This is a genomic window from Nostoc piscinale CENA21, assembly GCF_001298445.1.
GTDB lineage: Bacteria > Cyanobacteriota > Cyanobacteriia > Cyanobacteriales > Nostocaceae > Nostoc_B > Nostoc_B piscinale_A.
In genome coordinates, this window is record NZ_CP012036.1 from 3756173 (window position 1) to 3782571 (window position 26399).

At 37.7% G+C, this 26399-nt stretch carries 22 protein-coding genes and 3 pseudogenes; 13 read left to right on the forward strand and 12 right to left on the reverse strand.

Annotated features, from left to right (window positions below):
• Window positions 1-71 precede the first annotated feature (71 nt).
• The 3 genes from ACX27_RS16300 (at window position 72) to ACX27_RS16310 (ending at window position 1271) form a co-directional block, all read left to right on the forward strand.
• A complete protein-coding gene (locus tag ACX27_RS16300) occupies window positions 72-413 on the forward strand; it encodes a hypothetical protein (protein WP_062294377.1) in 342 nt (113 codons plus the stop codon).
• The gene (locus ACX27_RS35770) at window positions 391-744 is read left to right on the forward strand and encodes a DUF1877 family protein (protein ID WP_418006839.1); all 354 of its coding nucleotides are present in this window, start codon (window positions 391-393) and stop codon (window positions 742-744) included. Before ACX27_RS16300 ends, ACX27_RS35770 begins: the two co-directional genes overlap by 23 nt.
• Window positions 745-941: 197 nt before the next feature.
• A complete protein-coding gene (locus ACX27_RS16310) occupies window positions 942-1271 on the forward strand; it encodes a low molecular weight protein tyrosine phosphatase family protein (protein ID WP_062294382.1) in 330 nt (109 codons plus the stop codon).
• 164 nt (window positions 1272-1435) lie between these two features.
• Here ACX27_RS16310 and ACX27_RS16315 read toward each other — a convergent pair whose 3' ends face one another.
• The gene (locus ACX27_RS16315) at window positions 1436-1879 is read right to left on the reverse strand and encodes a hypothetical protein (protein ID WP_062294384.1); all 444 of its coding nucleotides are present in this window, start codon (window positions 1877-1879) and stop codon (window positions 1436-1438) included.
• A 663-nt stretch (window positions 1880-2542) separates the two neighbouring features.
• On the opposite strand from ACX27_RS16315, the gene ACX27_RS16320 reads away from it, so the two are divergent.
• Window positions 2543-4270: a hypothetical protein gene (locus tag ACX27_RS16320; protein WP_062298377.1), complete on the forward strand. Its 1728-nt coding sequence runs from the start codon at window positions 2543-2545 to the stop codon at window positions 4268-4270.
• 122 nt (window positions 4271-4392) lie between these two features.
• Here ACX27_RS16320 and ACX27_RS16325 read toward each other — a convergent pair whose 3' ends face one another.
• Window positions 4393-5157: an SDR family NAD(P)-dependent oxidoreductase gene (locus tag ACX27_RS16325; RefSeq protein WP_062294386.1), complete on the reverse strand. Its 765-nt coding sequence runs from the start codon at window positions 5155-5157 to the stop codon at window positions 4393-4395.
• An 87-nt stretch (window positions 5158-5244) separates the two neighbouring features.
• On the reverse strand, window positions 5245-6396 hold the full coding sequence (locus tag ACX27_RS16330) for a histidine decarboxylase (RefSeq protein WP_062294387.1): 1152 nt from the start codon (window positions 6394-6396) through the stop codon (window positions 5245-5247).
• 615 nt (window positions 6397-7011) lie between these two features.
• Between ACX27_RS16330 and ACX27_RS16335 the strand changes: the two genes are divergently transcribed.
• Window positions 7012-7203 (forward strand): helix-turn-helix domain-containing protein, encoded by a 192-nt coding sequence (locus ACX27_RS16335; protein WP_062294389.1) that lies wholly within the window; start codon window positions 7012-7014, stop codon window positions 7201-7203.
• Between the two features lie 39 nt (window positions 7204-7242).
• On the opposite strand, the gene ACX27_RS16340 is transcribed toward ACX27_RS16335, so the two are convergent.
• The 4 genes from ACX27_RS16340 to ACX27_RS16355 form a co-directional block, all read right to left on the reverse strand.
• Window positions 7243-7506 carry a hypothetical protein gene (locus tag ACX27_RS16340; protein ID WP_062294391.1) on the reverse strand — a complete coding sequence of 88 codons (264 nt, stop codon included), beginning with the start codon at window positions 7504-7506 and terminating at the stop codon, window positions 7243-7245.
• Between the two features lie 215 nt (window positions 7507-7721).
• Entirely contained in the window at window positions 7722-7979 is a 258-nt protein-coding gene (locus ACX27_RS16345; protein ID WP_083468911.1) for a DUF4351 domain-containing protein, read from the reverse strand.
• Window positions 7980-8152: 173 nt separating this feature from the next.
• Window positions 8153-8872, reverse strand: coding sequence for a rhomboid family intramembrane serine protease (locus tag ACX27_RS16350; protein ID WP_062298379.1), 720 nt, complete (start codon window positions 8870-8872; stop codon window positions 8153-8155).
• A 202-nt stretch (window positions 8873-9074) separates the two neighbouring features.
• Window positions 9075-9560, reverse strand: a complete 486-nt coding sequence (locus ACX27_RS16355) for an MEKHLA domain-containing protein (RefSeq protein WP_062294396.1) — start codon at window positions 9558-9560, stop codon at window positions 9075-9077.
• A 140-nt stretch (window positions 9561-9700) separates the two neighbouring features.
• Here ACX27_RS16355 and ACX27_RS16360 point away from each other — a divergent pair, with 140 nt between their 5' ends.
• From ACX27_RS16360 to ACX27_RS16370, 3 genes are all read left to right on the forward strand, one after another.
• Window positions 9701-10321: a tetratricopeptide repeat protein gene (locus ACX27_RS16360; protein ID WP_062294398.1), complete on the forward strand. Its 621-nt coding sequence runs from the start codon at window positions 9701-9703 to the stop codon at window positions 10319-10321.
• Between the two features lie 820 nt (window positions 10322-11141).
• A complete protein-coding gene (locus ACX27_RS16365) occupies window positions 11142-12500 on the forward strand; it encodes an AAA-like domain-containing protein (protein ID WP_062294400.1) in 1359 nt (452 codons plus the stop codon).
• A gap of 24 nt (window positions 12501-12524) precedes the next feature.
• Complete coding sequence (locus ACX27_RS16370) at window positions 12525-14561, forward strand: carotenoid oxygenase family protein (protein ID WP_062294402.1); 2037 nt, start codon at window positions 12525-12527, stop codon at window positions 14559-14561.
• Between the two features lie 90 nt (window positions 14562-14651).
• Here the strand turns inward: ACX27_RS16370 and ACX27_RS16375 are convergent.
• From ACX27_RS16375 to ACX27_RS16395, 5 genes and pseudogenes are all read right to left on the reverse strand, one after another.
• A pseudogene (locus ACX27_RS16375) lies at window positions 14652-15099 on the reverse strand (acyl-CoA thioesterase).
• Window positions 15100-15183: 84 nt separating this feature from the next.
• Complete coding sequence (locus tag ACX27_RS16380) at window positions 15184-16269, reverse strand: T3SS effector HopA1 family protein (protein ID WP_062294404.1); 1086 nt, start codon at window positions 16267-16269, stop codon at window positions 15184-15186.
• A gap of 67 nt (window positions 16270-16336) precedes the next feature.
• Window positions 16337-17575: a phosphotransferase family protein gene (locus ACX27_RS16385; protein WP_062294406.1), complete on the reverse strand. Its 1239-nt coding sequence runs from the start codon at window positions 17573-17575 to the stop codon at window positions 16337-16339.
• Between the two features lie 1009 nt (window positions 17576-18584).
• Window positions 18585-18968, reverse strand: a pseudogene (locus ACX27_RS16390) (DUF4351 domain-containing protein); the annotation flags it as partial.
• The gene (locus tag ACX27_RS16395) at window positions 18950-19282 is read right to left on the reverse strand and encodes a TMEM14 family protein (protein ID WP_062294408.1); all 333 of its coding nucleotides are present in this window, start codon (window positions 19280-19282) and stop codon (window positions 18950-18952) included. The gene ACX27_RS16395 and the pseudogene ACX27_RS16390, both read right to left, overlap by 19 nt.
• 87 nt (window positions 19283-19369) lie before the next feature.
• Between ACX27_RS16395 and ACX27_RS16400 the strand changes: the two genes are divergently transcribed.
• The 5 genes and pseudogenes from ACX27_RS16400 (at window position 19370) to ACX27_RS16420 (ending at window position 26375) form a co-directional block, all read left to right on the forward strand.
• Window positions 19370-20722, forward strand: a complete 1353-nt coding sequence (locus tag ACX27_RS16400) for an ATP-binding protein (protein ID WP_200929811.1) — start codon at window positions 19370-19372, stop codon at window positions 20720-20722.
• Window positions 20723-20743: 21 nt separating this feature from the next.
• Window positions 20744-22018 (forward strand): annotated as a pseudogene (locus ACX27_RS16405) (tellurite resistance TerB C-terminal domain-containing protein).
• 55 nt (window positions 22019-22073) lie between these two features.
• A complete protein-coding gene (locus ACX27_RS16410) occupies window positions 22074-23402 on the forward strand; it encodes an ATP-binding protein (protein WP_062294410.1) in 1329 nt (442 codons plus the stop codon).
• 170 nt (window positions 23403-23572) lie between these two features.
• Window positions 23573-25759, forward strand: a complete 2187-nt coding sequence (locus ACX27_RS16415; protein WP_062294412.1) for a DEAD/DEAH box helicase — start codon at window positions 23573-23575, stop codon at window positions 25757-25759.
• Between the two features lie 253 nt (window positions 25760-26012).
• Window positions 26013-26375 carry a hypothetical protein gene (locus ACX27_RS16420; RefSeq protein ID WP_062298383.1) on the forward strand — a complete coding sequence of 121 codons (363 nt, stop codon included), beginning with the start codon at window positions 26013-26015 and terminating at the stop codon, window positions 26373-26375.
• Window positions 26376-26399: the final 24 nt, after the last annotated feature.

The window sequence follows — 26399 nt, forward strand, 5'->3', positions numbered from 1 at the left end:
TAGATTTACTAATAAACAATTTTTTATGAATTAGAAAATTAAAACATATAAAATCCCAGTCATACACACTAATGGGAACTACATTAGAACTCAAACAAGTATCTTCCTATATATTGGAAAAGACAAAACAACATCCTGAATTAGCAGGTATATTCTTGGATGCAAAATACTTAAAAGATTCACCATTTTGGAAAGAATTTAGAATAGATCCAAATGATATTGATGATGTTGAATGGTTTAATGAGGCAACTAATTATATACAAGATAGATTAGATAAATTAGTAAAAGACAAACCGGAAGAATTTAGAAAAATCAAGGATGATATTCCTTTAATTATTAATGAAGGTAAAAATACATATTTAGATTTAGATAAAACTTGGCAATCTATCAATTTTTTTACTTACAGGATATGACTTTTATGATCAAGAATTTGATTTATCTAAATTAGTTGTCAGTAAAAACCAAGCAGATAATCTTCCAGTAATTAGGGCTGTAAGCCCCATTAATGGAATTGAATATGATGATTGTGACTATCCATTGTATTATTTTAATGTTGATGAAGTTAAAAAAATAGCCAATGCTTTATCAGATTTTTCTATAGATAAAATTAGACAAAGATTGAAATTTAGAGGTTTACAAGAAGTTAGTTACAATCATTTATTTGATTACACATATTATCCCCTGGTAAAATATTATCAAGATGCTACGGATCAAGGAAACGCAATGTTTCTTGATTTTGCTTAGGAGTTAAATCTATTTCTCAATATTGCAACATTTTAGTCTAGACAGACTACTACTTCAGATTTACTGAACTAATATTTTTTCTTAAATCAGCCAAATCTAGCAGTTATAAATGAATTACAAACAAATCTACGCCCTATTCCCTGCCTCAACCAGTACTTGAGAAATCAAATAAGATTGCTATATGATAGTATTAATTGATGAAAAAGCTATTATTTATCTGTAGCCAAAATAGATTGCGGAGTCCTACGGCTGAGGTAGTATTTGCAGAATATGAAGGACTAGAAACTGACTCAGCAGGATTAGATCATTACGCAGAAGTTTCAGTTTCCACAGAAGCAATTGAATGGGCTGATATTATTTTTGTGATGGAACAGTCTCATAAACGCAAGTTGACCAAAAACTTCCAACCTTTTCTTAAAAATAAAAAAATCATCTGTTTAGATATACCAGATGAATTTGAATATATGGAACCAGCCTTAATTGAGATTTTAAAGAAAAAGGTACTTCCCCTTTTAGGAACTTATTAAATCAAGATGTGCAAGGGCAAATGACTGAACAAGTAAGTCAAAAGTAAAAAGTTAAAAGGCAAAAGAAAGAAGAATAATAATCACCAGCCCACCCAAGTTTGTTCAAGTCGTAGAAATTGCCCACACAACTGGTTCCTAAATTTATTGATGGAACGAAATAAATATTACTTACCAGAGCAGTAGCTATTAATCTCATTCACTATTGCACCTTCTTCACTACCACTCTTTTTTAAAGATGCTAGTGAAGCATTTGCGGCTTTGAGATTTTTTTTATCTACAGCAGTAGCAGTATCACGTAAACCTTTGCTGGTATCCTGATATAGCTTGATAAATCGCCCCTGAAAGCCTTGTAATTTTTCATCTTTAATTTCTAATGCTTTCATTTCATTAGCAAAATTATCAATTTTACCTGCAACTTCTGTTAATGCTTTAGAACCTTTTTCTCGTTGCGGATTTTTGCTAAATTCTTGACTTAAGGTTACTGCTTGATTGGCAACTTTGATAATTTTATTGCATTGAGCAACTTTGCTTTCGCCGCAACCTGTAAATGTAACTGCGATCGCTGCTGTAGTAGAAAGTATAATAGTTCTTTTAACAATACTTTGCATTTTTTTGGGTCTCCTACATATATCTTAATTTCAGACAAGCGGCAGATAAAGCAAATTAGACACAGCAAACATACTTCTGAAAGCTATAAGTTTTAAATAATGATTTAACTTTTGTATCTAACTTACATCTCGCCCTGCTAATTTATACTGCATGTTTCGGAAGATGCGTATTAAAGGTTATTAATTTAACAAAACTTAAAGTTATACCTCTAGATTGAGCAAAATCACAGGCGATCGCTTGACTATACAAACCTTGTAACTAGTTATTTTGTCAACACTAATGACTAAATTTTTAGATAGTTTTGAATGAGTTTTGCAAATCTTAATTAATTGAAATGATTTGTTGTATCAAGAAGTACCTTGTTATGAGAATTGCACAGCGACAAATTAAATGGCGTTGATTTATCTGGTTTTTCGTTTTTTCGGCAAGCTCTAAATAATTGTGTCCACCTACTTATTCGGTTAATCAGTTATGATTCGGTACATCTGTGCAGAAAGATAAAACTCTTTTTCCTCCTATACCCCAGCCCTGCACCCTGCCCTTTTGCAGTCTTTATGATCAGTCTTTCACCGAACAAGTTACACCCAGGTTTAGCCTTTATCATCTGCTTGCTATGTCTGGGCGCTACCCAGCCTAAATCTGAGTCGCAATGGACACCGCAGATGGAAGCTGAGTTTAAAGAACGTTCTCAACAAACGATTGCTAAATTTGCTGGTCAGAAATACGGTTCGACTGCCTTTGAGAATGAAAAAAGGTCTTATCCAAAGGCGATGATGGACTTTTTAGCAGGTAATCGAGAAAAGGCGATCGCTTTTTTACAATCTGAAGACGCTGATCCGCAGCTTCATCAACATACCCTGGGTATTGATTTTTACTCTAGCTTTACTCTCAAAGGTCAAGTCCGTAAATACTTCTACTTTGGGAAATATCTTGACCCAAGTTATCGTCAGCGTATGAAAAAAGCAATGGCAATTTTGACCGAACAAGACCCATTGACACGCAAGTTCAGCACGCCGCGCAAATTTTGGTTGAAATCATCTGATAACTGCAATACTTGGGTAGACTGCCGCAACACCGATAATTTAAAAGGAATGCGGAATGTAGCAGTTTATTTATTTGCCCAAGAAACAGGTAACGAAGCCACACGCAAAATTTATAAAGAACGTCTTCGGCGCGATATCCGCACTCTCTACCAAATTGGTCAAGGCGAATGGGACTCAGAAAACTACCTGGGACATACCATTACTGGCTATATCAACCTCTATGATTTCGCTCAAGATCCCGAAGCCAAATCTCTGGCTAAGTCTGCACTTGATTGGTTTTTTGCATCCGGCGCACTGAAATATTGGCGGGGTGGTTTTGGTGGCCCTTCAAAGCGCGACTATGGCGGCGGTAACTGCGTTTGGTGTGCCTTAGCAACTCATGAATTAGGACTATATTTTGGTGATTCTCCCATCTCAGATCCCAACCCATCCCCAGACGAAGTACACCTGATTACCAGCACTTACCGTCCCCCACCAGCAATTGTGGCCTTAGCAAAAAAGCAATTTCCCAAACCAGTGGAACTACTTAATTCCAAACCTACTTACGAAAACTGGAAACCGGGAAATGATGCTGCACCACAGTTTTATGAAACTCTTTATTTTGGTCAGACATTTCAATTAGGGACATTAGCCCAAGGTTCTGGCGGCGACTGGAACGGCTTTAAAATGATGGCGTTTAATTCTGGGCGGGGGGTAGATTATTTTATCGCTTCCACAGGAACAGACCCCACAAAAATTTCTACTGCTTCCATTGGCAATGAAAACATTGCTCAATATCGTAATTTGGTAATCTGGCTCAATCATCAACCCAAAGCACCATTTCAATTCTTTTTACCTAAATCTGCCTTGGTAGAAACTAGCAAGGGCATAACTTTTATTAAATACGAAAAAACATGGCTGGCATTAACACCAATTAATTTAGCTGTGGAAGGAATTAATGCAACAGCAACTCAAAAAATTCAAAAGCGATATCCTGATGACCAAATTTTGACAGCAACAGGTAATGGCAAAAAATTCACAGGCTTTGCCCTCGAAGTTGGCGAACCAGAAACCCACGGTAGCTGGGAGAAATTTCAAAAGTCTGTCATCGCTCAATCTTGCTTAAATCTTCAGCAGATAGATAAAGGAGAAGTGGAATATCAAGGTGTTGTTGGCAAGGTAAAACTGCAATATCAAGGTGTAAATTTACCGAAAGTTTGGCGTAATGGCAAGCAGCATAATTGGCGACAACATTTTGCTGTTTATCAAAGTGCTGATGGTGTTAAAAGTCCAATTTATCAAGGATGGAAATCAGGTAAATTGACAATTAAAGCCGGAGGATATGAGTTTCAAAATCAAAGCAGGTGATAGGACAAAACTCTTCTTCCCCCTGCTCCCTGCCACGCCAGTCGCTTCAAGTCGGGAAACCCGCCCAACGCGCTGGCTCCCCTGCGGTCTTTATGATAAGTCCTTTAGCAGATACGATATTACTACTGCACCGTATAACCCCCATCTATCACCAGGGATGTTGCTGTAATATATGAGGCTTTGTCAGAAGCAAGGAATAAAATAGCTTGAGCTACTTCTTGGGGTTCTCCTAAACGCTGTACTGGAATTGTCGCCGCGAGTTGATTAATTGCTTCTTCTTTTGTCACACCTTGCCAATCAGCAAATTGTTGTATCTGTAATGTATTAATTACACCTGGACAAACACAATTAACTCGAATATTTTCCGTTGCTAAGTCACGCGCCAAACTGCGGGTTAATTGTACAACTGCGCCTTTGGTAGTGTTATACAATGCAAAATTGGGAAAGGCAATCAAAGCCGCTATAGATGCAACGTTGACAATAGCACCACCACCACGCTGACGTATATGAGGAATGGCATATTTAGCACAAAAAGCATAGCCTTTAACATTAGTTCCGAAGACTTTATCCCAATCAAAGTTGCAAGCCTTTTCTAGAGAACCAATTGCTAAAATTCCGGCATTCGCAACTAAGATATCTATGCTTTGCCATTGATTCACAACACTTGCAATCCAATTCTGTACCTGATTTTCATCGCTCACATCGCAAGTATGAAAAATGGCTTCTCCACCATTATTTTTGATTTCTTCCAGCAGAGATAAACCACCAGTGGTATCAATATCAGCGATCGCTACTTTAGCACCCTCAGCAGCAAACAGTTTAGCCGTGGCTCGACCAATACCAGAACTACCCCCAGTCACTAAAGCAACTTTATTTGCTAATTCCATAAATTATTAATCCTTGTTGGTATAAGGGTGTAGGTGTCCAAAACCCTCACACCCATTCTTAACGATCAGTTTTTCAACAACCCCTAATTAAGAAAGCACTGGTTGTAGGTGTAAATATTCAGATTCTGGGAATAATCCTTCTTGGAAGACAAGCTCATTCACGAAAGTATCAATTTTGTGGCGGTCTATATTTTGCATGACTATCAGATGTGCCAAATTATCCATAGTTGCCAATTGCCATTTTTTAATTAACATTTGGCTTGGCTTTTGAAACACAACAGTATTCGAGAATTTATTCAGCATACAAGGATATTCTCGCAATTGAAGTTGCTGGAATAAATATTGGGCATTTTGAATACATATTTTTGCTTCTTTGGCGAATCCTTCATAACCTCTGGTTTTCAGCGCATACCAAATAATTAGAGGAGTATGACCATTGCGAGAACCAAGAATAGTAGTATCTTTAGAACCGATATATTCAATCATAGTTTCTACTTTTTCTACCCACTTTTTCTTGGTTAAGACTACACCACAAGGTAGGGGTGAACCAATAAATTTACCAGAAATAGCAATACTATCTATTGGTCTTTGAAAGTTAATTTGGGGTGCATTCTCTAAAAAGGGTAAAATCATCCCCGAAAGTGCCGCATCACAATGAATGTAGTAATCTTTAACTTGATATTGCTTGAGAATTTCTAAAACTTTGTCTAGGTCATCAATTGCGCCTTTAACGGTAGTGCCAATATTCAAGTTAATAATTACTGGGCGCTGGGAGTTTTGCTGAATTGCTTGGGATAAATGTTGATAATTTATCTCCCCATTAATTTGGGAATTAATTACTTGATGCTGCATCCCAAACAGTCTAGCAGCTTTGGCGATAGAGTAATGAGAATCTTGAGATGAATAGAGAATACCATCGGGATAAATTTCCCTGGCTAATAGCATTCCATATAAATTACCCTCTGTTCCACCAGCAGTTACATAGCCCCAAGACTCATTTTCAGGAATTTTATATAGTTGAGTAAAAAATGATAGAACTTCTTGTTCAAATTTGCGAGAATGCAGACCAAAATCTGGTTCTACATAAGGGTCGCCAGCATTATTTAATAAAAAATTAAAGAATTTTGTTAGATAAGTAAAATCACAACTTAAATTATATGGATAACCTGCATGAAATTGCGATCGCTGTTCTATTTGCTGCCAAAAAAGTGCTAACTCTTTGCTCACAGTATCTAACATATTTCTTGATTGCTTCTATTTTTAGTTCACGCAAGTTTTACACTGAATACCAAGTGTTGATTCAATATTTTCAGATTTTCTTAATAACTATATTATTGCAATTAAAGATTCTATAAAGCAGTGATTATACGGAGAAGATTTAGGGAAAATATTTGGATTAATCAAGTTTGACCTAATATATATATTTGCATTATGTCCTGCGATGAAAATAGAAGTTTCGCTCAGGCATAATATCAAGATTTAACGGGATTTCTATAAGAAGTTTTACCGAATTATTCAAATAGGCTTGTTGAAGATTCAGCATAATTACAGACAATTTTTAGTTAATACTTAAAAGGAAATACTAAGTTGCTAAATATACTTTATTTACGGAATATCGAAAAATTACGGGCAGTTTTCGCCAAATTATAGGCAATTAGCGATCGCACCTAGTTAAATATATGGAAAAGGCTCAGAGTCTAAGAGATGATTTATGAAGTGAACTTTAAAATTGTTGTGGACTGACGCGACTAGAATTTGGCATTAAAGCTTGAATGAAATTAACCGCAGATGGACGCGGATAGAATTTCGTTTATTCCACTACTTTAGCTATCGTTTCAGGAAGTCCCATAACGGTTGCTGAATTATTTAATCAAGTTAAGCGATCGCAATGGTAAAACTGATGTCGTAGAACTCGATTTACCTAAAGCCCAATTGGCTGCACTTTTAGGTACAATTCCCGAAACTCTCTCCCGCGCCTTTTATAAACTTTCTCAAGCAGGAATGATTGAAATGAACGGGACACAAATTCGCTTACATCGCAATTAGTTGGAACCCCGACTCAACAGCCGGGGTTGTGGTTTTAGGTTATGCAATTAAAATTTGACGAATTAATATACTCATCACTTCCCCAGAGTTGGCTGTGGGTAGTAATGGACTCCAGTCACCAACACTTGCATAACCAACTGCTTGCAAACGGTAAATTGAGCTAGTCACCGCTTTGGGGGAACCAATCAATAAATGTTTAACTGGTTCTCTGGTAGGAAATACAGCAGATTGCTTGAGTGTGGGAATCTCAAAACTTTCGCTGGGTAAATACTGTTGAGTAAAATTTTGTACTTGTGTAATCATGGTAGTTGAATCCTGTTGTGGGTTTCAAGAAAGGCGATCGCAGACTCTTGCCGGAGGCGATCGCCTTTCTCATGCTTTTATGTTAAAGTATAATTTTATACTAGTCAACTACTAATTTAAAAATATTTGCAATCAAAAAAATCCCCGACTTTTATAAAAAGTCGGGGATCTAATTTTTTAGTTAACTATTTGTAGCGAGCGATCGCATAATTTTTTTAACTAGACACAGAGAGATTAGCTAAATAATTCACCAAATCATTTTGACTAGTAAAATCTAACAACGCCTCAGCTAAATCTTCCAGCTGATTAATGGATAAAGTTTGAATTTGTTGTTCTGTCTGTAGTTCAACTGCACCAAAGCGGCGTGTTAACAGACGCAAGATTAATCCCAGCGCCTCTTGTCTTTTTCCTCTTGCTTCTCCTTGTTGTAATCCCTTTTGCAAAATATCTTGGTAAATTACAGACTCTTGCATAATTTCCTCGCTGATTTGCACTTATAACGATCGCCTCCACAATTTACCATAGCGATCGCCTAAGCAAATGTCAGTAAAAGCTTGTAGAGAGGCGATCGCTTTAAATTGCAAATTACTATTAATTCACTATTGCCTAGAGCCGGGAGTGCTAAAATCAAAGACCAAAACTTGTTTTAGCTGTACCATGATTCTTCGGGGGATTTGTCGCTAAACAAACCCAAAACTGGGCCGAGAACAGCCCCAAAGATAAACCCGCCAGCGTGCGCCCAGTAAGCAATACCGCCGCTTTCCATCCCAATATTAGTAGGTGCTTCTAAACTAGCAAATCCGTAGAAAGATTGTTGGAGAAACCAAAATCCTAAAAAGAAATAGGCGGGAACTCGGAAAGTTGGGAAGAAAATACCTAAAGGTACAACACCAAGAATTTCGGCTTTAGGGAACCGGAGAATATATGCGCCCATAACTCCTGCGATCGCACCACTAGCCCCCAAAGATGGAATGTTAGAATCTTGAGAGAAATACCACTGAGTCAAAGACGCTAACACACCACAAGCTAAATAAAACAATAAATATTTGGCATGGCCTAATTTATCTTCAACGTTGTTACCAAATATCCACAGAAACAACATATTCCCAGCCAAGTGCAGTAAGCCACCATGCAAAAATTGTGAGGTGATTAAAGTGGCCCACTCTGGTACTGGTTGATGCAAAGACACCCCAGCAAAGCTTAAACTCAGTTCACGGGGAACTACAGCCGCTAAGTGGAAAAAGCTATCTAATGCTTGGGGTGGAAGACTACTTTCATAGATAAATGCCAGAACATTAGCAGCAATTAAGCCATAAGTTACATAAGGGGTAATTTGTGTAGGATTATTATCTTTAAGGGGAACCACGGGCGTTTTTCCTAATTTTTGAGAAACCAGCTCCAAATTACCGAATATTGCTAGTTATTTCTTCTACCTCTTGGCTGGGATATTAATTAGGACTGACACACAAGGGTTATTTGTTAAGAATGGGTGTAAGGGTGTGAGGGTGAAGGGGTGTAAGAGTTTTGAATATCTACGCCCTTTATCCTCCTCCAAACCTTTGATGTTTTCACTTATCATCTGCAATAAATGTACACTCAGAGTACACTGCTGCTTGACCACAATAATGATGTTGCTCATCCACTAGATTCCACAGGATGCCATCTTGGATATAAAAACGTTTACCTGTGCTGGTAATGCGGATACCAGAAAAATGGCAAAAGCCTTTAGCAGTTGCTTCTGATAATAGGCGATCGCGTTCTGCTTGTGCTATCTCTTCAGCAGTTTTGCGAGAAGGCGTTTGGATAAATTCTTCCCAAGTCAATTCCCATTGTGCTAAAGCCTGACGATTACCGTAATTAAATATTGGATCTGCTTCTGTACCATGAGAAACCAAGACAAAAGGTGCTTCAAATAGCGCCTGTGCAATTTCCTTGGGTGAATCACTCTCATCCAGCAAAGAATTCCCTGTCCAATACTGAAAACTCTTGAGGATGCGTTGGCTGTGGTGAATGATGACTTCTTGTTCCCAAGGAAAGGCGATCGCATTGCCCATAAAAAGCGAAAATAAAATCTTCAGAATTTAGTATGTCAAAATTTGCTACTTATTGACTCAAATTTCAGCGCCATAAGGATTGACGATGTATTACTTCGGCTGAAATGATGCAAATTAAAGCACGTTATTTTAACTAATCCATGTTTTTCAGCAACTCTTTAGAAAATCAACTCCAACATTGGGATGATTTAATTCGCCGTCAACCAAATAATCCCAAAGCCTATATTCGGCGCGGTATGGTGAAATTTCAATTAGCTAAAATTGCTGAATCGATCCAAGATTTTGACACGTCCGAAAACATCGAACCCCGGCTTAAACCATATCTCTGGCAACGAGGCTTATCTTACTATTATGCAGAAAGATTCGCTGAAGGCGCTCAACAGTTTGAAATTGATTTAACGGTGAATGCTAATGATGTTGAAGAAACTGTGTGGCGCTATTTGTGTATAGCTCGTTGGCAAGGTCAGGAAGCAGCGCGTAATTCTCTATTACAAGTTAAAAATGACCCCAGAAGAGTTCTGCGATTTATTTATAATTTATTCGCTGGCGATTGTACGCCTGATGAAGTTTTAAAGATTGGTGAATTAGAAGGAATTAAGGGTAAATTTTATAGCCATCTTTATTTAGGATTGTATTATGAATCGGAAAATAATTGGAATTTAGCTCAAGAATATATAGTCAAAGCTGCTAATCAATATCAAATTGATGATTATATGTGGTACTTGGCGCAGGTACATCAAAAACTACGTGGTTGGTTGTAATTTAATTTTCTGAGTCTGCTGAGATAAAACCTGTAACATATCACCTGTTATCAAATACATAAAGGGATAGATAACATTCGCTTGTGACGAAGCATCTACCCCCTGATAGCTGCCCAGATGACTAACCTGGAACCCTATAATTTGGTATCTTATTTACCCAGTATCAACTGATGGATAAGAAATGTCATTGGGAGACATACGGATATCTGAGATATTTGTGAAAACATTGTAAAGATGTTGAGTCACAATGCTCAATTATCTACGTTTAAGCTGTATTAAGTGATTACTCTGTTGATATCCCAATACGTTTCGGTTAACATTTTAATCTTTTCAGGATTCCCCCAATCCCTATTAGCTCATAACCTCATTTTACCCTCTTATTAAGGGGTCGCTTTAGGCGGGGGGATTTTAACCGAAAAGTATGGGTTGATATCCTCAAATAAAAAAGTAGTTAAACACAGCAGTACATCTACTCAGCATCTGATCTGATCGTTAATCAAAACAGTCATGTGAAATCCGAAATCTTAATGCACATAGCCGCAGAAACAACCCCCACTCACAATTTTGACAGAATATTTGAGGGAGACATATTTGTAACTTCAGAATTTGCGTTGCAACTTGCTATAACCTTGCTTACTCGAATTTCTCTGCGATAAACAAGCTAAAGCAGGATTAAAAGAATATATTTTACATCCCCGTTTCCTATAAACACGGAAACAAATAAACAATCAAACATAACAAATACATGCTGAATTTGCGAAAATACAGAACAGAACTTTTAGTTCTTTTTGATTTTGCTTGATCAGGCTTGATAATAAACATGTACGCAACTAAAGCTCGACGCAGACGAGGTGTAATTTTAACACCTCAAGGATTAAAGAAACTTCAAACAGCTAAGTCTGAAGCAGAGATCCGGGAAAATAATGGTCATCGGTATACTCTGGAAGTATTGAGCGATCGCACAGGTTTGTCAGTCGATACAATTATGAAAATATTTGCTTGTGAAGTGGGAGTAGACAAGCAAACCTTAAAGCACTGTTTTCAAGCATTCAATCTAGTTTTAGAACAAAGTGATTATTGCTTTCCTGATTTGCCACAGCAAAGTCAAGCCTTCAGCACTAATTTGTCGTTAGCTGAAGCAGAACCAGAAATACCAGAAGGACAAGTACCACTTGATTCTCGATTTTACGTAGAACGCCCTCCAATTGAAGCTAATTGTTATAAAGCTATTTTGCAACCAGGAGCATTAATCCGAATTAAAGCCCCAAGACGGATGGGGAAAACCTCATTGATGTCCAGAATACTTAAGTCTGCAACTAATGAGAGTTATCATACTGTATTTTTAAGTTTTCAACTCGCTGATAAAGCAATATTTCAAGATTTAGATAAATTCTTACGTTGGTTTTGTGCAAGTGTCAGTCTGGGTTTGGAGTTACAAAACCAACTAACAGAATATTGGGATGAGCTGTTTGGGAGCAAAATTAGCGCGAAAATTTATTTTGAACAGTATCTTTTAGCAAAAACAATTAGCCCAATTGTTCTGGGTTTAGATGATATAGATCGCTTATTTCAATATCCAGATTTAGCTGATGATTTTTTTGGGTTGTTACGTGCTTGGCATGAAGAAGCTAAAAATCGAGAAATTTGGAAAAAATTACGACTAATTGTAGCCCACGCTACAGAAGTATATATTCCCTTGAGCGTGAATAAGTCACCTTTTAATGTGGGTTTACCAGTTGAGTTGCAAAGCCTCAACCAAACACAAGTAAAGGCTTTAGGCGATCGCTATGGTTTGAACTTTTGTGAGCAATCATTAGAAAAACTTTTCGCTTTAGTTGGTGGTCAACCCTACCTTGTGAGATTGGCTTGTTATTATTTATGGCAACACCGTATCAGTGTAGAAGAATTATTATCAACTGCCCTGAGTTCGGATGGTATTTATCGTGAACATCTGCAACAACAGTGGTGGAATCTCCAACAAAATCCAGAACTAGTAAGGGCATTTGCACAGGTGATTAAATCCTCTCAACCAGTGGAATTAAATCTACAGCAAGCGTTCAAATTGCAAAGTATGGGGTTGGTTAATCTCTACGGAAATCAAGCCACACCCAGCTGTAGGTTGTATGCCGAATATTTCTGCGATCGCCTGCATCACCAGCCAGAATCAATTATTTCCTAAAATCATCAGGTGTAATAATTATCTATGTCTACCAGTAATTTCCAATACTCTCCACAAGTTCCGCCATCAATAAGAAATGCTAATCAATATGAATATAACCAACTGCCCTTGCAAGTCCTCGAAGGAACTCTTCCAACAGATGTGCAGGGGCATGTTTTTATGGTTACTTCCATAGGAACCGTTAATTCTGGCGGCTTACCTTATCCTGATGGAGATTCTTTATTATGCGGTGACGGGATGATTTATCGGTTAGATTTTGATACCGAAAATCAAGTTAAATTAACTACACGTATAGCCAAACCACCTGATTATTACGCTGACAAAGCAACTGATTCTGTCGCTCAGTACAAAAAATATCGTTTTCGTAATCATGGCCTGACGAGATTTTCCTTACCCTTGGGTATTCGTAACCAGCTAAACACAGCTTTTCTCCCGATGCAGTTTTCCGAAGATGCACCAGCAAGGTTACTAGTTACCTACGACGCAGGCCGTCCTTATGAAATTGATACTGAAAGCCTTGATGTTGTTACCCCAGTAGGCTCTAATCAAGAGTGGCAATCAGAGGTAAAAGGATATAATGCTCCTTTTCAACCATTTTTGAGTACTGCCCATCCTGGTTTTGACCCTTTTACCAAAGAGATGTTTACAGTTAATTATGGCAGATCATTATTTAACTTTTTAGACTCAATTGCTTTTCTGCATGTAATTGACCAATGGCTACAAAACATCTGTAATTTTTGGCGACCAAAACTGCTTAAAGGTACTTTAAATGCTGTATCTCAATCTTTATTATCAATATTGGGATATCTTTATGGCTATTACGTCAAATTGTTCAAAAAGTTACCAATAGAAATCACAGATTTTGTTTCTGTTATGTGTTGGGATGGAGAAACATCTGTGAAACAATGGCAATTAGTTTTACCTGATAATTCTCCCGTAAAAATTGAACAAACTATACACCAAATTGGGGTCACGAAAGATTATGTCGTGATCATGGATACAGCTTTTACGATGGGGATAGAACAAGTCTTAAATAATCCCTTACCACATTATAAACGCCTAGAAAACATACTCAGAAACATTTTAGAAGAGCCTCCTTTGCCATACTCGGCAGTTTACATTGTGCCACGGCATCAGTTGCAGCCAAATACTAAAACTGTAACAGTCAAAAAAGTTATCTTGCCATTAGAAGCAGCACATTTCTTAGTAGATTACGACAATCCCGAAGGAAATATTACACTGAACGCCGCTCATATTTCTGGTATGGATGTCTCGGAATGGGTAAGACAATATGATGTTTCTGCTTATCCTCAATATAAACCAGAAAATTTATGTGGAATGGTACCTGGTCAAGTTGATCTTGGGCGAATGGGACGTTATTTAATTCATGGCGAAACTGGAGCTATTCAGTTTCAAAAAATTATTCATGATGATAAATATACCTGGGGTACAGACCTTTATACTTATCCTGACCAAGATTCTCAAGGACAACCTTTAAAACATCTAGATGATATTTATTGGTGTTCTTTTGGGCTATGGAAAGACTTAATGACAAAATTCGTTGTCGACCAGTATAAAAATTACAAAAATCGCTTAATTCCTCTCGAAAAAGTCCTAGAAATGGCAAGTAGTGGCGTACCAGCCTATTTGTTTAGACTTCATGCTTCATCAACAGAATCACCAGCAATTGTTGATAGCTACGAACTACCACCAGGATATGTCTTGCTTTCGCCTCAATTTATGCCATATCGTGGTGCAGAAAAATCTACAGATGGTTATATTGTCTGTACAGTATGGCATGGCCAAGAAAATGAATATTGGATTTTTGATGCCAATCATTTATCTAAAGGCCCTGTATGTAAATTATCCAGTCTTCAACCTCAACAGCCACTTCATTTTGCGATGACCTTACATACTGCTTGGCTACCAACAATTGGCAAACGTCAAGCAAATTATAATCTTGATGTCCGCCAAGATTACCAAGAATTAGTAGCTAAAGCAGCAAAAAAACATCCTAAGATTGAGCAATTATTTGAGGATTATGTTTACCCTCATTTTTGACAAGCGAGTGAACCGTAATCACTTATAGTAACAGAGACAAAGAAGACAAGGAGGATGGGGTAGACAAGGGAGAGAAATTTAGGATTGCTATCACATTACCTCCCGTGATTTCCTCCTCTCCGCGCCCTCTGCGTCTCTGCGGTTAGTTTCTAACCATTGCATAATGTCTTCAGATAATTCTTGCTTAGTTCTACTATTCACATCAATACAAACATGGCGAGTAATAGCTTTAGCCACTAACACATCTGCAATTGTAATTTCATAAGCAATTTCAAATTTATCAGCACTTAATTTTTGGGGAATTAAACTAATATTTAATTCATCTCCACAATACATTGGTCGGAAAAAATCGACATTGGCGTGAACAATAGGAAACGCCACAGAAGGTTTCGTAAAAAAAAGCTTTGAGATTCATTCCTGATGCTTTGAGAGATGCTTCGTAAGCTTCATGGCAAATGCTCAACACATTAGCGAAATAAACTACACCCGCCGCGTCAGTGTCTGCAAAGCGTACTGTACGTTTATAAATAAAAGACATTTTTGTACAATTAAAAATTAAAAAACAAAATAGCAGGTGAATAGCCTGCCATATCAAATTATCTCACTGTCATAAAGAGAGTTATCAATTTAAGGGATAATATATGTCTTCAGAACTAGGGTTTAAGTAAGGGCGTTGCAAGTCAACTGAGTGGAGGGCAAAATGTTTCTCAATAGAGTGCATTCTTTCTTCAATGGCATCTTTACCTTTTTGCCATACTTCCAGTAAAGCATGAGCGACAATTTGGCAACGGTTCATACCAAAACTTTCTTGAATGGCGAATTTTTGAATTGGTTCTTCGGCTAAACTTAGTCCTGGGGCTAAAAACTTGGTAAATAAAGGTATTTCTGGCTGAAAATAAGATTGATGTTCTTTATAGACAGCCTGGAGAATTTGGTGAATTGCTGGGTAGTCTTCCCGTTCAAAGTACAGTAAGCCGGAGTCGTAGCGTCCGTAGGCTCTAGGATTGTACAGCACTTGAAAAGTAAAAGGAAGAGACACTTGGTTGAGATGTTGCGTCAGACTATCCATGAGTGCGATCGCCCCATCTGCCGTAATATTAAAATAAATTCTCCCGGTTCCCAATTCTGTATCTATACTCTGCTGTTCTTGTCCCACATCACTAACCGCTACATAACAGCCATTTTGCAAGTGATTTTTCGGCATCCAAATAGACACTGACTCACCCGGTTTGGCAGATTTGCTCTGAGGTTTGAGATGGCAATCTGGTTCAATATATAATGTCAAACCGGATTTTGTTACCGCCATACTTCCATCAGGTTCCTGACGTAACACTTGCCAACTAGAGTCAAAATATCCTTTACCGTGGTTATTCGTGTGCAGTTGGGCGTAAAATTCCCAATCAATACCCAAATGAGGATGGTTTGCTAAATTTTGCTGTGGTAAGCAATTAGATGTATCAGCATTTACAGTTAGAGCATTTTGCAAAGAACCGTTGTAATAAATTCCATAGAGGAAATTACGCAGTAGCAAAGTTAGATATTTTTGCTGTAACGCCGTCGAATTTTGCCGAAATCTTTCTGCTACCTTCGCTGGCAAGGCAAAAGTTTGATACTCAGGATGATGAATGGAAAAGTTAGATTCTATCTGGATATTTTTCGCAATATCAAACAGAGAATTTAACAGAGAGTTGGTAGAGGTGTCTAGCATTTTGAGTGGGGAGTAGGTAGATAAGGGAGACAGAGGAAGACAAGGGAGATGAAGAGATGACAAATTTTTAACAGCCGCGTAAACGAGTTTTCTCGTAATATAAAGGAATTAATTTTTGCGATTTTTGCGGTTGGGTAAGCTGATGCTGTGTAGCCATCGGTTGGATAATTTCTGCTTGAGTAACACCGAAAACAGTCTGAATAGATTTTTCTGGCATAGTTAGCAGATTTTGTGCTACTTGTAGAGTACACATATCAGTATTATCAAATTGCTGCTGATAGTTAATTTTTGCTTGAATTTGGTGAATTAGTCCGAGTCCAGCAAACTGGGTAACACGCTCTATAAAGTCTGGGCGGTGTTCTAAAATAGCGGGAAAGGTATTGAGATAAGCTTGAATTAAAGTTAATAATGAAGGTTGAATTGCTTCTAGTGGGATGATTGCTAACTGTAAGGATTCTTCTAATTCCAGTGTGACATCGACAACTAAGCTAGAAAGCCAAATTGTTAAATAACTGGCGATTAAAGTACCTAAATCGAATGCTGGATCTCCCCAAGCGCAAGCTTCCCAGTCTATGAGGCGCACTAAGCAGTTATCTAATTTATCCCAACGGGAATGTAATAAAATATTATTTAAAGTCAAATCGTTGTGGGTTAAGCAGCAAGGTTTCCACTCATAAGCTAAATCTGCGATCGCAGACTCCAAACTCTCATCACGCTGATAAACACTATAAAATTGCAATGCTGATTTCGGGACTGCACCAAAAATATCTGGTGTTAGTGATTCTATACCCTGCGCTGGGTTGTAAAAGTTATAGCGATACTGTCCTTGTGGCGCTGTAGCCATAAAATCACGATATTCGCGGCGCTGGAAAGTTGCGCGATGCAAGGCTGCAATGGTTGTACCAATAGCAGTGGCTATTTCTGTAGGAAAGCTTTGGTGATGTTGATAAAAGCTACCTAATTCCAGATATTCACTTAAATAATTGCGGACAAGGAGGGAATTATCCTCATCATAATGTACTACTAATGATGCGATCGCTGCAATATTACCTAAAACTGGAAATTGCTTGAGCAATTGATGAAATAGCCATTCATTAAAAAACTCATGCAGGTTTGCCGCATTTTCCTGATGATGTTCTTGTTTAATTAGCAGTTGCCGATTATTTCCCAGAGTCACTAGTAAATTGAAATTCTTTTTGCTACTTCCTGGCAACCGAGATAAGTCTAAATTGCCATCTTCTAAGCTACACAGCCCTGATGCGTGCAGATACTGTGTAATATTTTGAGAAGATAATGGTAATAACATATTTGATTTCCTATTTCGTAAAAGTGCTGAGATAATCAATTACTTATTTTCAGGATTATTGTTACTTGAGGAATTTAAGTAGATAAATACAAGTCTCTAAAAATCAATTATTCTTTCTTCTACACTAATATCTTATTTCTGATATCTGGAACTGCCAAAATGGCATTAATAATTTTATTTTTGCTTTAAAAATTTTCATTGATTACTATCAAATCTTTAAAATCATAATATATACTTGCGGAAATTACTAGACTTATTTATGACTTTTTTATTGCAGTGAGATTTTCTGATTGAACAAAAATGAAAAGTAATTTGAATTACTTTTCGCTAATTTATTTTGAATCTAACAGCGTTAAAACTATTAACTTCAATAACACAGAATTTAGACCAAAATATTGATACATGGGGGTTTTGCGTTCTTTGATACCTGATAAATACATCTCTTTTGAGTCAATTTAAATATCAGCATAAATATTCAGTAACACCAAAAACATGATTTCTTAGTTGCCTCATGATGATGAGACACCTAAAACTGATGACTTGCATAACTTATCCATCCACAGCAATAATTGAAGACTTATCTAAAAATAACTGTCTCAAGATGGATATTACTGAAAAATTAGGATGCCAAACTGATTCAGGATGTTAATTATTCCTGAAATAAGATAGAAATAATCTATGAATGTATTGCGTTATCAAAGTCATATGTAAAAATTCACGAGTCAGAATTCAGGAATCAGAATTTTGTGTTGAATAATTATTTCTGACTTCTGACTCTTGGTTGCTGAATTTTTACTTGAACATGAACACATAAACCCCGGTTGCTGAATGGGTAAACTCTCGACTGTACCCAAAACTATCAAAATTACATGCAATCTTATTTTTATTTATCACTGCTGAATCAGCAAAACCGGATACTTTGGCAAATGATGATGAATTTTTTCCAGCCAAATATTAGTCATTATTTATGACGTTTCGCAAAAAGCTAAGTTTTTCACAATACTTACTTTTACTTTGAAGTGGCTGCTAACCAAGAGAGTAAATCAGCCATACTGGTAAAATCTAACAATGCCTCACCCAAATTTTCTAACTGTTTTAGGGAGAGAGTTTCTACTTGTTCGCGCACATCTTGAGGTAATTCTCCCACACGACGAGCTAGTTGACGCAGAACAAGCGATCGCTCTCCTGCGGTTCTTCCTCTTTGTTCTCCTTCTTCTTTAATTTCTCGGTAAACTCGTGTTTCCTTGAGTGTAATTCCTAGCATTGCTTCTACCTCTGTGCAACTTAGTTGCTCAAACTTATACACCATGATTGTTGTGACTAACTCAATTATGGCGCGACTGGTGGTTTCTGGTTGCTCAATTGCTGAACGCTCTAACAAATATCTGGCTTCCGAACCACCAACTGATGCACCATCAACACCAGCGCCAGCGCCCCTAAAACAATCATCAGTCCCGCAGGCATAAACTTACGTGTCTTGGCAAACCTCAAAGCAAACACAACCACCAAAACCCCTGCCACACAAGCGGCTAAAGTCAAACCCCAAGGTTGTCCTTGCAAGTGCCAGTAAGCAAAGAAAATCAGTAACAAACCACTAACACCACCACTCAAAAGCGAAACCAAACTACGAGCTTGCACATAGCCAATAATTCCACCAACAATTGCGAAGATACCGTAGGCAAAAGCAGCAATTATACCTAAATTCATTGTTAAAACCTATGTAGATTTTGACTTTACAGCCAAGGTCGGCAGACAATTTACCATAGCTATTTAGCTATCTCACCTAGTTGATTGATGGATATTCCCGCGATGCCAACGGCAAGTACTTCGTCCTATGCCCAGGTGCAATTCCTCCAGCGTCAAGCAGCATCTCTTTTACTTTACCAATCTGTCCTCCAGAGCGGAGCCGCGATCGCCTTTCTGGAACTGTTGCAAGCAATACGTTACACTGATGCCGATGGCAGGAGTTGTCTACAAGCCTATGGCAATTATTTCCACGCCTTAGCCGCAAGCCGTCAAAATTGGGAAGACCATTTAATTTCCCAAATACTCCTCTCAGAAAATCCCTTTAGCCGACTGGCGCAGCAACAAGACTTTCAGGAATTACCCCCAGCTTTAGTTGCAGCCGCTCAACATGATTTACATATCTTACAAAGTCTTTATGAATGCAGCACAGCTGCTCTCAGCGAGTGGGTACAAGCTGTAACTCATTTGCCAGTTTCGCCTGTAGTTTGGTACCAAGAACACAATCATACCCGCAACCAAACCCTGCATTTGCCAGATTGGGAAAATTGGGCTGATGCTGTGGAAGAATTAGCCGCTTATTATCAAAAATATGGGGTAGGTTTATTTGCTGAGTATCGCGCCTTGCGTTGGCAAGATGGGCAGTTTGTCGGTATTCCTTATCCTGACCCCATTAAGTTAACTACCCTGGTGGGTTATGAATGGCAGCGTGATGCTTTGCTGAAAAATACAGAGTTTTTACTAGCGGGTGAAACAGCATTGCATGTATTACTTTATGGTAGTCGCGGTTCAGGGAAATCTTCTTTAGTCAAATCTTTGTTGAATGAGTATAGCGATCGCAACCTACGTCTACTAGAAGTTGGCAAATCTTATTTACATGATTTACCAAAAATTGTCGAACAATTACGCGGTTTGCCACAAAAATTTATCATTTTTGTCGATGACCTCTCCTTTGAGGAAGATGACGACGCTTTTAAAGCTCTTAAAGTAGTTTTAGAAGGTAACTTAACAGCACGACCGCAAAATGTAGTTGTCTACGCTACCTCCAACCGCCGTCACCTAATTCGAGAGTATTTCGCTGATAGACCCACCCCCAAGGATAATGAAGAAATCCATGCTTGGGATACGATGCAAGAGAAGTTATCATTTAGCGATCGCTTTGGTTTGACATTAACCTTTGAGCCAGCAAATCAAAATACTTATTTAACAATTATTCGTCATTTAGCGTCACAAGCCAAAATTAATCTCAGTCCAGAAGATTTAGAATATCAAGCATTACAGTGGGCAACCCGTCATAATGGCCGTTCTGGACGCACGGCACGACAATTTATTGACTTTTTAAAAGCAGATTTATCTCTCTTTGGTACAACTAATAATAAATCTGATCCTCAGCCTCAATCTTAATTACGAATTCACACCAGCAATATGCAAGCAGTAATGGTCAGTAATCGATTTCTTCTAGGTGTAGTTGCCTTTAGTGTAAGTTTTGGGCTTAGTCTGGTTCCCAATTGGAATTTTGGTCAAGCTTTCATAACAGGCATAATTACTGTCCTTGCTACATATACCGCCGCATTATTTGTCGATAAGCGCCGAAGACATCATGAACTGCTGGTGTTAACGACCTTACGTAAACGCATTAAAGAGCAAGAATCTTTAAAAAAATCGCATTTATCGAGAAATCAAACAAATCGAAGAACAGCACAATTTGTTATACGCCGAGACTCAAAAACTGCAAAATCAAATTGCCGAATCTCGCAATCAAAGAGATAGTCTGCATCGAGAATTGAGTAACTTTGCCGGACAAAAAAAAGCAATTAGAAGCTGAAACTAATAACCTTAAAAACACTATTCAAACACTAGAGCAAACTAGTACAGAACTGAGTAATCTTTGTGGTAACCTCACAGCCGAAAAACGCCGCTTAGAGTTACATAGTAATGTTTCTCATGCTGAAATTGCCCAGTTACAAACTCAACTTAATGAACTGCACCAAGACAAGCAAGAAATTGAGAGTAACTTAACTTTACTAGGTAGACTTAAGCCGCAGCTAGAAGAAAAAAATGTATGAACTCCGGCTAGAAATTCAAGAACTAGAAACTGTTGTTCATCAGCAAAATCAATTGCTGGCAGATATCAGCACAGAAAAGAATAACATCACTAATAATTTAACTGAATTGCATCAACAAAAAATTGATAAACAATCAGAAATTCAACAGCTAAATAGTCAAATTTTAATCTTACAAGGAGAACGAGATTTATTACAAAATCAAATTTGGGACTTACTGCAACAAACAGAAACTCTCAATTTAGAACCTATACCAATAAATATCTCCTCAGAAGATGAACCAGAATTATTTCCATTTGCTGATTTAATTGCACCTTCAGAAGATCCCAGTGAAGACTTACCAGAAGAATGGACTAATTTGTTAGAAAAATTACCAGGTCATGAAATTGAAGTATTAAAAGCAATCTTACAAGCAGATAACCCCAAAGCAACAATTAAACAAATTGCCGAAGCTAATATTACCATGCCTAATCTCTTGATTGATTCTATTAATGACCGAGCAAATGATACTATTGGGGAATTAATCATCGAGCCAGGAGAAGACACTCCCGAAGTGTATCCAGAACATCGGCACAATGTCCACAAAATGATTGCTATGTACGAAGACTTGATGAGCAGGCAAGCATCATCAAATTAAATTACTTGTTATCGTAAAATTATTATTGTGTGAAATCTAAAATCTAGTGAAGTACATGGCAAAGCTCAAAATCTCGAAGAAAATTTCAACTGCTTTAATTAATTCCCTAGGTGCGGGAGTAGTACCAAGACTAGGAATTGAACACATAGCAGTTGGTCGAGAACAAGAACTTAAAAGCCTTATACAAAATCTAGATGACATTGCAGAAGGTGTCGCAGCATTTCGCTTTATTATTGGTAACTATGGTTCCGGTAAAAGCTTTCTTCTGCAAATGATTCGCAACCGAGCGATGGAACAAGGCTTTGTCGTAGCTGATGCTGATTTATCTTATGAACGTCGCCTCGCGGGAAGTAATAATGAAGGTTTGGCGACTTATCGAGAATTAATGAGTCATCTTTCCACCAAAACCCGTCCTGATGGCGGTGCTTTAGTTTCAATTTTAGAAGGCTGGATTAATAAAATCCAACAAGAAGTTGCTAAAGAAACTAATATGCGTCCCACAGACGAAGGTTTTGATGACCAAGTGGAAGCCAAAATTAGAGAAGTTGTGCAGTATATTGAAGATTTAGTTCACGGCTTTGATTTTGGCAACGTGATTATTGCTTATTGGCGTGGTTATCGATTAGATGATGATAATTTAAAAAATGCGGCTTTACGGTGGTTGCGGGGTGAATTCAGCACCAAAATTGAAGCTAGGTCTGCTTTGGGTGTGCGGGTAATTATTGATGATGAAAGTTGGTATGACTACGTTAAATTATTAGCTAAATTTGTGGCAGAGATTGGTTATAAAGGTTTGTTGATATTATTAGATGAAGCGGTGAATTTGTATCAAATATCTACTACTGTTACCCGCGAAAAAAACTATAACAGACTGCTGGCAATGTTTAACGATACCATGCAGTGTAAAGCCGAACATCTGGGGATTTTTATTGGGGGTACGACCAAATTTTTAGAAGACCAAAATCGTGGGCTTTTTGCTGACCAAGCTTGGCGACGACGTACCAAAGAAAGTCGTTTTGCTACCCAAGCGAATGTTCAGGAATTTTTGGGGCCAGTTATTCGGTTAAACCCCCTGAATGAAGCTGAAATTTTCACGCTTCTACAACGCCTGAAAGAAATTCATGTAACCCACTATGGTTATGATAAAACGTTGAGCGATCGCAACTTACAAGAATTCTTACAAGAAATCGTTAGCCGCTTAGGCGCAGAAGCCTTACTCACCCCCGGCGAAATCATCCGCGACTTTATTAGCGTGCTGAATATCTTACATCAAAATCCAAAAATGGCATTTAGTGAATTAATTCATGGTTCTCAATTCAAACCTACAGCCGTTGGTAAAAATGCAGCCATCGATGAAGATGACGCAGCAGAATTTAGTTTGTAATTAAAGTTAGAAGGATACTAAAAAATATATTTTAGACAGTAGGCTGCTGGCATAAATATTTTTTTTTTTCGCGCAAAAGCGCAAAGACGCAAAGAGAGATATTTCTTAATTTCAACAGAGTGGGTGTTTTGTGTTAAAAGATAGTATTATTTTCAGCCTGAACACTCAACATGACTAATGCCTTTAACCGACTTGCACCCTTCATTCAAGAATATATCTACCATCACAATTGGACTGAATTACGACCAGTGCAAATTGCTGCTTGTGAAGTAATTTTTGACACTGATGCTCACTTGTTAGTAGCAGCAGCCACGGCGGCCGGAAAAACAGAAGCAGCATTTTTACCAGTATTAACTGTATTACATAATCACCCTATAAATACAATTGGAGCATTATATATCGGCCCAATTAAAGCTTTAATTAATGACCAATTTGAACGTCTTAATGGCTTACTCAAAACAGCCGATATTCCTGTTTATCACTGGCATGGTGATGTTGCTCAAAGTCGCAAAAATCAGCTTGTAAAAAATCCCCAAGGTATTCTCCAAATTACGCCAGAATCTCTGGAGAGTTTATTAATTAATAAACATCATGATTTAATTCGCTTATTTGGAGATTTAAAATTTGTCATCATTGATGAAATTCATGCTTTTATGGGTTCGGAACGCGGTTGTCAAATTATTTGTCAATTAGAGCGTTTAGCCAATGCAATTCAATCACAACCCAGACGCATTGGTTTATCAGCTACCCTTGGCGATTATTCGATGGCGGAAGAATGGCTGAGTTCGGGAACTGATAAACAAGTAATTACTCCTAAAATTGAAGCTGGTAAACGTCAAATTAAACTGGCTGTCGAACATTTTTATCTTCGTGATGATATTAATTCCTCAGAAATATATGATAATTATCTTTTTAATCTTAGCCAAAACAAAAAATGTCTGATTTTTGCGAATAACCGCACTCAAACTGAATCTGTAATTGCTTCTTTGCGGCAAATTGCTCAAGAACAAGCACAACCAGATATTTATCATGTCCATCACGGGAGTATCTCGGCCAGTTTGCGCCAAGCTGCGGAAAAAGCTATGCAAGAACCCCATTATCCTGCTGTGACTGCGGCAACACTCACTTTAGAATTAGGCATAGATATCGGTAATTTAGAGCGGGTTATTCAGTTAGAATCACCTTTATCTGTAGCTAGTTTTTTACAAAGATTGGGACGTGTTGGGAGGAGAGGTGTAACTGCGGATATGCGCTTTGTTTGTGCTGAAGATGAACCATTATCGGAAGCATATCTACCAGAGCAAATTCCCTGGCAACTTCTACAGTGTATTGCTATTATTCAACTATATTTAGAAGAACGTTGGATTGAGCCGATAAAGCCGCCGAAATATCCTTTAAGTTTGCTTTATCATCAGACAATGAGTATTTTATTAGCGGCGGGAGGATTATCTCCAGCAAATTTAGCTAAACAAGTTTTAAATATGCCGCCTTTTGCAGCAATTTCTCCAGCAGATTTTAAATTATTATTACGTTATTTAATTGATATTGGTCATATTCAACAAACTGAGCAAGGTAAATTAATTATCGGATTGATTGGGGAAAAGATAGTCGGAAGATTTCAATTTTATGCTGTATTTGCTGACAATCAAGAATATACCGTAAAGCAAGGCATAACAGAAATTGGCAGTATTGTGACACCGCCACCTGTAGGGAATCAATTTGGTTTAGCTGGTCGCACTTGGGAAGTTGTAGAAGTTGATTTTAAGAGAAAAGTGGTTTTAGCTAAACAGGTAGATGGTAAAGCTACTGTTTATTGGCGTGGTGGCGGCGGGACTATTCATACTAAAATTTTACAAAGGATGCGACAGGTTTTATTAGAAGATGTTGAATATAGCTATTTACAAAAAAATGCTCAACAACGGTTAAAAACAGTGAGGAAATTATTTGATGCTGCGGGATTAGCCAAATCAAATATATTGCAATTAGAAAAAAATAAATGTTGTATTTTTCCTTGGATGGGAACAGTAGCTTATCGCACTTTAGAAAGATTGCTGAATTCTTTTTGTCGAGAATCTTTAGAAATTAGTAGTATGGGGGGAACTAACCCTTATTATTTAATTTTAAAATTAGGCAAAGGTAAGCTGAAATCTCTGCAACCAGAAATTGCTTCGTTGTGTGAGCAAAGAATTTCCGCCGAAGATTTGGTAAGTACAGCCGAAGCTCCAGAAATACAAAAATATGACGAATTTATTCCCCATTCTTTATTACGCAAAGCCTTCGCTTATGATTATTTAGATATAGAAGAACTCAGACAGCAGGTTGCTCTTTGGCAAGTTATGAAATGCGATCGCACTTAAGATAGATGTTTTTTAAATCAAACGATTCAGATGTCAGACTGTAAAACATTAAATATGCTCTCCTAGCCATAAATCAAGCTCTGACTTCTGCTAGAGGAATTTTTATCTTTGTTACAGATAGTCTTGATATGTCTTGGATAAAGTTGATTGGTTTCAAAATAGGTTAGATTTTAGCTCAATTTCATCACTAACTTATATTTAAAGTCAGCCAATTAACTCCAAAAACCTCAAGATAATGGAGTACATTCCGGTCATGATCAATTTAATTTCTCAGGTATTTTCTCGCATTAATTCCCTATTAAATCAATTTCAAGTAAAGCGGTTTGTCGCTGTAGTGCTAGTAGGATTTTTAGTCCTGACAACCAACGCTAATATTGAGCGTGGTAACACCAAAGCTGTAACTAGAGAGCTTGATAGAGTTGTACATCAGGATAAGGCTGATAGACCAAAAACCACAGGTGAATGGAACAGAGAAGCGCGTCAAACTGAAGATGAGCCTGGTAAACGCACTCAAAGAATTGCGAAAGAATCAGCAGAAGCTGTTAAACAATGGGGTTCAGTTTATCCCGATACAGCTAAACGCAGCGCCAACAGTGTAGACGAAAATACAAGATAGGTATTGAAGAAGGATGTAGGGGTT

Bases quoted from the DNA above. Each gene is read 5' to 3' on its own strand.
- ACX27_RS16420 (WP_062298383.1), top strand. From the start codon at position 26,013: ATGATCAATTTAATTTCTCAGGTATTTTCTCGCATTAATTCCCTATTA.
- ACX27_RS16300 (WP_062294377.1), top strand. From the start codon at position 72: ATGGGAACTACATTAGAACTCAAACAAGTATCTTCCTATATATTGGAA.
- ACX27_RS16380 (WP_062294404.1), bottom strand. From the start codon at position 16,269: ATGCTAGACACCTCTACCAACTCTCTGTTAAATTCTCTGTTTGATATT.
- ACX27_RS16340 (WP_062294391.1), bottom strand. From the start codon at position 7,506: ATGATTACACAAGTACAAAATTTTACTCAACAGTATTTACCCAGCGAA.
- ACX27_RS16385 (WP_062294406.1), bottom strand. From the start codon at position 17,575: ATGTTATTACCATTATCTTCTCAAAATATTACACAGTATCTGCACGCA.
- ACX27_RS16325 (WP_062294386.1), bottom strand. From the start codon at position 5,157: ATGGAATTAGCAAATAAAGTTGCTTTAGTGACTGGGGGTAGTTCTGGT.
- ACX27_RS16330 (WP_062294387.1), bottom strand. From the start codon at position 6,396: ATGTTAGATACTGTGAGCAAAGAGTTAGCACTTTTTTGGCAGCAAATA.
- ACX27_RS16370 (WP_062294402.1), top strand. From the start codon at position 12,525: ATGTCTACCAGTAATTTCCAATACTCTCCACAAGTTCCGCCATCAATA.
- ACX27_RS16415 (WP_062294412.1), top strand. From the start codon at position 23,573: ATGACTAATGCCTTTAACCGACTTGCACCCTTCATTCAAGAATATATC.
- ACX27_RS16320 (WP_062298377.1), top strand. From the start codon at position 2,543: ATGGAAGCTGAGTTTAAAGAACGTTCTCAACAAACGATTGCTAAATTT.
- ACX27_RS16315 (WP_062294384.1), bottom strand. From the start codon at position 1,879: ATGCAAAGTATTGTTAAAAGAACTATTATACTTTCTACTACAGCAGCG.
- ACX27_RS16365 (WP_062294400.1), top strand. From the start codon at position 11,142: ATGTACGCAACTAAAGCTCGACGCAGACGAGGTGTAATTTTAACACCT.
- ACX27_RS16410 (WP_062294410.1), top strand. From the start codon at position 22,074: ATGGCAAAGCTCAAAATCTCGAAGAAAATTTCAACTGCTTTAATTAAT.
- ACX27_RS16345 (WP_083468911.1), bottom strand. From the start codon at position 7,979: ATGCAAGAGTCTGTAATTTACCAAGATATTTTGCAAAAGGGATTACAA.
- ACX27_RS16360 (WP_062294398.1), top strand. From the start codon at position 9,701: ATGTTTTTCAGCAACTCTTTAGAAAATCAACTCCAACATTGGGATGAT.
- ACX27_RS16310 (WP_062294382.1), top strand. From the start codon at position 942: ATGAAAAAGCTATTATTTATCTGTAGCCAAAATAGATTGCGGAGTCCT.
- ACX27_RS16400 (WP_200929811.1), top strand. From the start codon at position 19,370: ATGGATATTCCCGCGATGCCAACGGCAAGTACTTCGTCCTATGCCCAG.
- ACX27_RS16395 (WP_062294408.1), bottom strand. From the start codon at position 19,282: ATGAATTTAGGTATAATTGCTGCTTTTGCCTACGGTATCTTCGCAATT.
- ACX27_RS16355 (WP_062294396.1), bottom strand. From the start codon at position 9,560: ATGGGCAATGCGATCGCCTTTCCTTGGGAACAAGAAGTCATCATTCAC.